This is a genomic window from Deltaproteobacteria bacterium, assembly GCA_016210005.1.
Taxonomy (GTDB): domain Bacteria; phylum Desulfobacterota; class Binatia; order HRBIN30; family JACQVA1; genus JACQVA1.
In genome coordinates this window covers 26,041-32,393 of record JACQVA010000176.1, presented here as the reverse complement: position 1 = coordinate 32,393, position 6,353 = coordinate 26,041, and the positions used below count along the sequence as shown (strand labels likewise).

Here is a 6,353-nt window from a genome sequence, read left to right as displayed (position 1 = left end):
GCCGCAGCATCGCACATCTTTCTCGACCGATTGCCTTCGCAGCGGCCCGACGATGCCGTGCTGACCGTCTGCCCGCCTGCGCCTGCGCGTGGCCGGGGCTGGGCCAAGCGGTCGCGTCGACGACTTCGCCTCTACCCTGGGAAATAGGTACAGGCATCTTGCCCGTACGGGCGAAACCTGCCTGATCAGGCTCGCGCTGGGACCTTCTTCCAGTCGGCCAAGAACCGCTCGATGCCGCTATCCGTCAGCGGGTGCTTAACCAGCTGCTGAATGACCGAGAACGGCACCGTGGCGATATGCGCCCCCATCTCTGCGGCCCGGACGACATGCCCGGGATGGCGCACGCTGGCGACAATCACTTCGGTGCGGAAATCGTAGTTGTGCAGGATGTGGACGATCTGTCCGATCAGATCCATGCCGTCGTGGCCGATGTCATCGAGTCGTCCGACGAATGGGCTCAAGAAGCGGGCGCCGGCTTTGGCCGCCAGCAACGCTTGGGCAGCCGAAAAGATCAGCGTCATGTTGACCGCGACGCCCCGGCCGCTGAGCAATTTGGTGGCCTTCAACCCCTCGATGCACATCGGTACCTTGACGCAGACATTGCGGTGCATCCGCGCCAGCCGTTCCCCCTCCGCCACCATCCCGGCCCCCTCGGTGCTGACGACCTCGGCGCTGATCGGGCCGTCCACAATCGCGCAAATTTCCTTGATTACCGACTCGAAATCGCGGCCGGTCTTGGCCACCAGCGACGGGTTTGTGGTCGCGCCGTCGATGATCCCCCAACTGGCGGCCTCGCGGATCTCGTTGACGTCCGCGGTATCGATGAACAGCTTCATTCGGCGTCTCCTTGCCTGCGGGTGCTGGCGGTGATGGTAGCAAAGGCCGTCGCCTTACGCACGGGGCAGCAAGTGCACCTTCTTCTTGTCCTTGAGGCCCGCGAGCAGCTCGGACATGGTGTGGTTGAGCCGCGGGTGCACCATCTGCGGCACCAGCTCGCACAACGGCACCAGCACGAAACGCCGGTTGTGGAGCTCCTTGTGCGGCACCACCAGGTTGCGCTTGTCGATGACCTCCTTGTCGAAGAAGAGGATATCGAGGTCGATGATGCGCGAGCCCCAGCGTTTGCCCTTCACCCGCTTGCGGCCCATGCTCTTCTCGATGGCTTGTAGCCGCTTGAGTAGCTCGGCGGGCGAGCACTCGGTTTCGATCTCGATGACCGCGTTGACGAACCACGTCTTGGCGTCGCCCAATGGTTCGCTCTCGTAGAGCGATGACGCTTTGACGGTACGGGTGGCCGGCAAGGCTGCGATGCGATCGCAAGCCTCGCGATAATTCGCTTTACGGTCCCCGAGGTTGGACCCGATTCCGATCAGTGCCCGATGGGGCATGGCGCCGTAGAAACCTCCCCCCTGTCCCATGGGGAGCATCGCTCCCCGTCCGCATCCGACGGCACAACTCGCGCCCGTAAGCGCGGCACCAGCGCTCATAGCGCCTTCGGCGGCGATTTACAAATGGCGGGCTGAAGGTGTTGCGATGGCCGGCACTGGGTGGTAGTGCGGGCGCCAACCTGAGTCCGACCAAGGAGAGCCCGCCATGCGTCCCGCCGACCGGCTGAAGCTGATTCCCCCGTATCCGTTCATGGAGCTGCGCAAGAAGATCGGCCAGGCGCGCGCTAGCGGGATTGACGTCATCAGCCTCGCCATCGGCGACCCGGTCGAGCCCACTCCGGGCCCGGTGATCCAAGCCCTGACTCAAGCGGCCGGCGACCCCGCCAATCACCGCTACCCCACGGATGAAGAGAAGGGGATGCTCGCTTTCCGCCAGGCGGTCGCGAACTGGTACGCCAAGCGCTACCGGGTCACGCTCGATCCGGCTACCGAGGTGCTCGGCCTGATCGGATCGAAGGAAGGCTGCCACCACTTTGTCCTGGCGCGCGTAAACCACGGCGATACGGTCCTGATGACCGACCCGGGTTATCCCGCCTACCGGGCCAGTATCCTCATCGGCGGCGGCCAGCCGGTGAGCATTCCGATCCGGCCCGAGCACGGCTACCTGCCGGTGCTGGCCGACGTTCCGGCCGATCTAGCTCGCAAGGCGACGGCGATGTTCGTGTGCTACCCGAACAACCCCACCGGTGCGGTAGCCACACCGGCGTTCCTGCGCGAGTTGGTCGACTTCGCCCGCCAGTACGACATCGCGGTGTGCTACGACAATCCCTATATCGAAATTGTCTTTGACGGCGAGCGGCCGCTGAGCTTCCTGTCGGTCCCCGGAGCCAGAGATGTCGGGGTCGAGCTCAACTCGCTCTCCAAGCCGTTCAACATGACCGGCTGGCGGCTGGGCATGGCAGTGGGCAACCGCGACCTCATCGCGGCCATCTCGCAAGTGAAGGAGAACACCGACTCCGGCGTGTTCAACGCCGTTCAGTATGCCGGTATTGCCGCGCTCGAACACTGCGCCGGCAACATCGATCACATGCTGGCGATCTACGCCAGGCGCCGGGCTCTGGTGCTCGACACGCTGCGCGCCATCGGCATCGATTATCGGCCGGCGCGCGGTACGTTCTACCTGTGGGTGCCGGTGCCGCGGGGCATGACCAGCCTCGAGTTCACTACGCTGCTGTTCGAACGCGCCCAGGTCGTCGTCGCCTCGGGGCCGGCTTACGGCCAATATGGGGAAGGGTTTGTGCGCTTCTCGTTGACCGTATCGGACGATCGGCTAGCGGAAGCCATGGCGCGGATTTCTACGGCAATGCGGTGAAGATGGCGAAGCCCGCTAGTTCTCGGCCGCCCGCTCGACACCGGCCGGGTGGGGCTATCGTTGGCTCAGCAAGCGAGGCTCATGAAGAGAGGGAGAATCTGGTGAGCCGGCGCTGGGAGCGCGGCCGCCCGTTCCTGCTCGCCGGCGTCGGCGGTGCGCTCTGCTGCCTCGGCTTTGTCGGCTTTGGCATCTGGCCGCTGGCGCTCGTTTGCCTGGCTGTCCTTTGGCGAGCGTTAGAGGAGGCCCGCCCACGAGGGCTGGGCGCGGCGGCGCTCGTCGGCTGGACCTTCGGGTGGGTTGCCTATGCCGGCGGTTATCTCTGGCTGTGGCGCATCGTCGAGGTCTTTCTTGGCGGCAACGTCTTACTCGGGGCGTTGCTCTGGCTTACCGACTCCTGCTGGTTCGCTCTGCGCTTCGCGCTCTCGGCCGCCCTCTACCAGCTAGTGCGACGAAACGGCGGGCCGGTGGGCGTCGCGGGTGTCGCGTCGCTGGTTGTCCTCGAGTGGCTCTACCCGGCGCTCTTCCCCGTCTATCTTGGCCACGCCCTGGCTGAGCACAGCAACCTGGTGCAGATCTGCGACCTCGGTGGGCCGCTGCTCTTGAGTGCGTTGCTGGCAGTGATCAACGTCGCGATCTTCGAGACTTGGCGGTGGATGCGCGGCCGCCGCCCGCGCCCGAGGCTGACATGGGCGCTGGCCGCGCTCGCCGTGGCGCTCGCCTGGGGCTACGGTACGGTGCGCATTCGCCAGATGGAAGAAGCAATCGCCGGCGCGCCGGCTCTGCGTGTTGGTCTGGTGCAGGGCAACCTCGGCGTGCATGAGAAGGGCAATCAAGCGGCGGTTGACCATCGCCTTTATCTCGAACAGACCCGCGAGCTGCTGGCCGCCGGGGAGTTGGATCTGGTGGTGTGGCCGGAGACCATCTACACGCGTGGTCTCAAGCGGCCGCTGCCGCTCTCAGGCCGGCTGGTACGTGGCGATATCTCGGCCCCGCTGCTCTTTGGCGCCTCGTCGGTGCGCGTGGAGACCGGCCAGCGTCTCAAGTTCAACTCGGCCCTTCTCATCGGAGCTGACGGTGTGATTCGAGAGGCCTACGACAAGAATCTACTGATTCCGTTTACCGAATATGTTCCGTTGGCTGAGTTCTTTCCCGCACTCGCTGAACGGCTCGCGGACGCCTCGCACTTCTCCGCCGCCGCCGAGGTGCCGCCGCTGTTGCTGGGGCCGTGGCGGATTTCGACGCCGATCTGTTACGAAGCCGTGCGGCCGGTCTTCGTGCGGCGGATGGCGTTGGAGGCCAAGCCCCATCTGCTGGTTACTCTGGCCAACGACGCCTGGTTCGGCGATTCGCAGGAGCCGTGGCTGCATCTGGCGATGGCCAAGCTGCGCGCGATCGAACACCGCAGGTACCTGGTGCGAGCCACCAACAGCGGTGTCAGCGCGGTGGTCGATCCCATAGGCCGTGAGGTGGCCCGCACCGGTCTGCTCACGCGCGAGAATCTGCGCGCCACCGTGCGCCTGCTCGACCAGAGCAGCCTCTACACGCGCTGGGGTGACTGGCCCGGTTGGGTTGCCGCGGCGCTCGGCCTGGTCGCCGTAACAACGGCCTCGAAACCCCGCCGCGTAAGCGATAAGACTTAGCCGGCAGAATACTCTTGGCCATTGCTCCTATCCCCTTCTTTTTCTGGGAAAAGGCGCTGATAAGCCATCGCGGGCGCAGATCGGCGGTACTACGCTCTGCGGCAGTCGTGGTGCATGGCGCCGGCAGCAGCAGGCGCGCCGTCAGCGTGGGTGTAGCCGCGCGCCGCCGGGCGCCAGCGCCAGCAGCCCGACCAACAGCAGCCCGCCGATCAGCAGCAGCGATGCCCCGCCGGACAACACCGGCGCGGCTACCGCCGTCCCGTAGGTCTCGATCCGGCCGATCCGCAAGTCGGCCGCCGTGTTCGGGTCGAACACCACTTGGATACTATACAGCCGGTTAGCATCCACACCGACGAAATCCTGGAAGCGGAAGTAGAGCGACAATGGGCCGCCGGGAACCGGAACCGTCTGAGTCACAGTTGCCGAGTTGGCGCTATTGTCGGTCAGTGTGATGGCTACATCGTAGGGCGGTGCCGACGCGTCGGCGTTAATAATCGCCACCAAGATCCCGAAAGCGCGACCCAGGTGTGCATTCAACCCCACGCCGCCGCGGTCGTAGAGTAGCTCGATGCGGCCGTCGCCGTTGACGGTCGAATTGTATTCGAGGAAGGTGCCGATCGGCTCGACCCCGGACACGATGTAATCGGGCACGGGGATATTGAGTAGCGACTGTGCCTCGACCGTCAGCTGCCTGACGCCGCCGATCACGCCCGCACGACCGGGATCGGTCACCGTGGTACTGCCCACGACCGTTTGCGCCACATTGGTGTTGGTGACGTAGTAGGTACTGACCGCGCTGCTGAAGTTGTCGATGGTAACCTCGGCGGCGGCGCTTCGAGCCACCAGCGCCAGCGCTACCAGCGTCCCTGCGACGATGCCACGGTTTGTTTCCATCGCCATTCCCTCCCTCGGGCTGCGCGCCCGACCTTTTGCGATTGGCGCCTACATATCAGGGATAATCAACGGCTTGCAATAATCCCGCTGCACGCCCGGCGCAGCCGGGCGCGCAGCTCGCCCGCAGTCACGCGATACTTGAAAGCCTTGCGCCCGTTGAGCAACAGGACGGGAATCTCGAGGCCGTACTGCGCCGCCAGCGCCGGGTCGGTGTCGATGTCGATCTCCTCCACGACGGCGCCGAATTCCGCCGCCAGCGGCAACACCACCGCCTTCATCTCGTCGCACAAGTGGCAGGCGGGGCGGCTGTAGATGGTCAGGGTGAGCATGGCGGAGATGGCGTCTGGCCTCGGGCGATGCCCGGGGCCATCGCCGGCAGCGTAGCCGGTTTCACACCGAGCCGGAAGTACCGAGCCGGAGTGCAGTTGTCTTGGCGGCGCTCCTCGTACTATAGGCCCCCTATGCTAGCGTCTGAACCGGCAGGATTGCGGGCGGTGGTTGTGACGCTGTGGGTCAGCGCGGCGCTCAATCTGCTCTACTGGGTACTGTTCTTCACCACCGGTGCGGTGCAATCGAGCCAGGAGCCGTGCTACCTGGTTTTCGAGCGGGCCTTCCCGGCCGCCGATGCCTGGCTCGGCATTGCCGCGGTGGTCTGTGCCGTGGGCTTGCGCCGCCGGCAGCCCTATGCCGTGGTGTTTGGCATCGCCGCCGGCAGCGCCTTCATCTACTTGGGCCTGATGGATACGCTGTACAATCTGGAGCACGGCATGTACGCGGCGATCGGGTCAGAGATGGCGGCGGAGATCGGCATCAACCTAGCCTGCTTCAGCTTCGGGCCGTTCCTGATGCACTACGTCTGGCGTCACCGCCGCTGGTTGGGGGCGTAGCCGTGCTCTCACGCGCCGGCTGAATCTCACGCCCGGATGCAAGAGCCTGAGCGACGGGCCAGACTTCAACGCCGTTCTCGCATGCGGTGCAGACACCTCGTAAATGACCCGCGCGCAAGGCGAGCCGGATCCACGGCGACTAAGGGTTTCCCTTATTGACAGCGGCAACGCG

General features: G+C 65.2%; 7 protein-coding genes. 3 read left to right on the top strand and 4 right to left on the bottom strand.

The features are described from left to right. Positions 1–185 precede the first annotated feature (185 nt). Positions 186–836: a fructose-6-phosphate aldolase gene (fsa, locus tag HY699_17270; protein ID MBI4517557.1), complete on the bottom strand. Its 651-nt coding sequence runs from the start codon at positions 834–836 to the stop codon at positions 186–188. A gap of 54 nt (positions 837–890) precedes the next feature. Then, complete coding sequence (gene folK / locus HY699_17265; protein ID MBI4517556.1) at positions 891–1,388, bottom strand: 2-amino-4-hydroxy-6-hydroxymethyldihydropteridine diphosphokinase; 498 nt, start codon at positions 1,386–1,388, stop codon at positions 891–893. A 205-nt stretch (positions 1,389–1,593) separates the two neighbouring features. Between folK and HY699_17260 the strand changes: the two genes are divergently transcribed. Further along, complete coding sequence (locus tag HY699_17260) at positions 1,594–2,760, top strand: LL-diaminopimelate aminotransferase (protein ID MBI4517555.1); 1,167 nt, start codon at positions 1,594–1,596, stop codon at positions 2,758–2,760. Positions 2,761–2,861: 101 nt separating this feature from the next. Continuing rightward, a complete protein-coding gene (gene lnt, locus HY699_17255; GenBank protein MBI4517554.1) occupies positions 2,862–4,400 on the top strand; it encodes an apolipoprotein N-acyltransferase in 1,539 nt (512 codons plus the stop codon). A gap of 141 nt (positions 4,401–4,541) precedes the next feature. Here lnt and HY699_17250 read toward each other — a convergent pair whose 3' ends face one another. Both HY699_17250 and HY699_17245 read right to left on the bottom strand, forming a co-directional pair. Beyond that, positions 4,542–5,294: a hypothetical protein gene (locus HY699_17250; protein ID MBI4517553.1), complete on the bottom strand. Its 753-nt coding sequence runs from the start codon at positions 5,292–5,294 to the stop codon at positions 4,542–4,544. 65 nt (positions 5,295–5,359) lie between these two features. After that, a complete protein-coding gene (locus HY699_17245; protein MBI4517552.1) occupies positions 5,360–5,623 on the bottom strand; it encodes a glutaredoxin family protein in 264 nt (87 codons plus the stop codon). 165 nt (positions 5,624–5,788) lie between these two features. Between HY699_17245 and HY699_17240 the strand changes: the two genes are divergently transcribed. Next, entirely contained in the window at positions 5,789–6,181 is a 393-nt protein-coding gene (locus tag HY699_17240) for a hypothetical protein (protein ID MBI4517551.1), read from the top strand. Positions 6,182–6,353 lie beyond the last annotated feature (172 nt).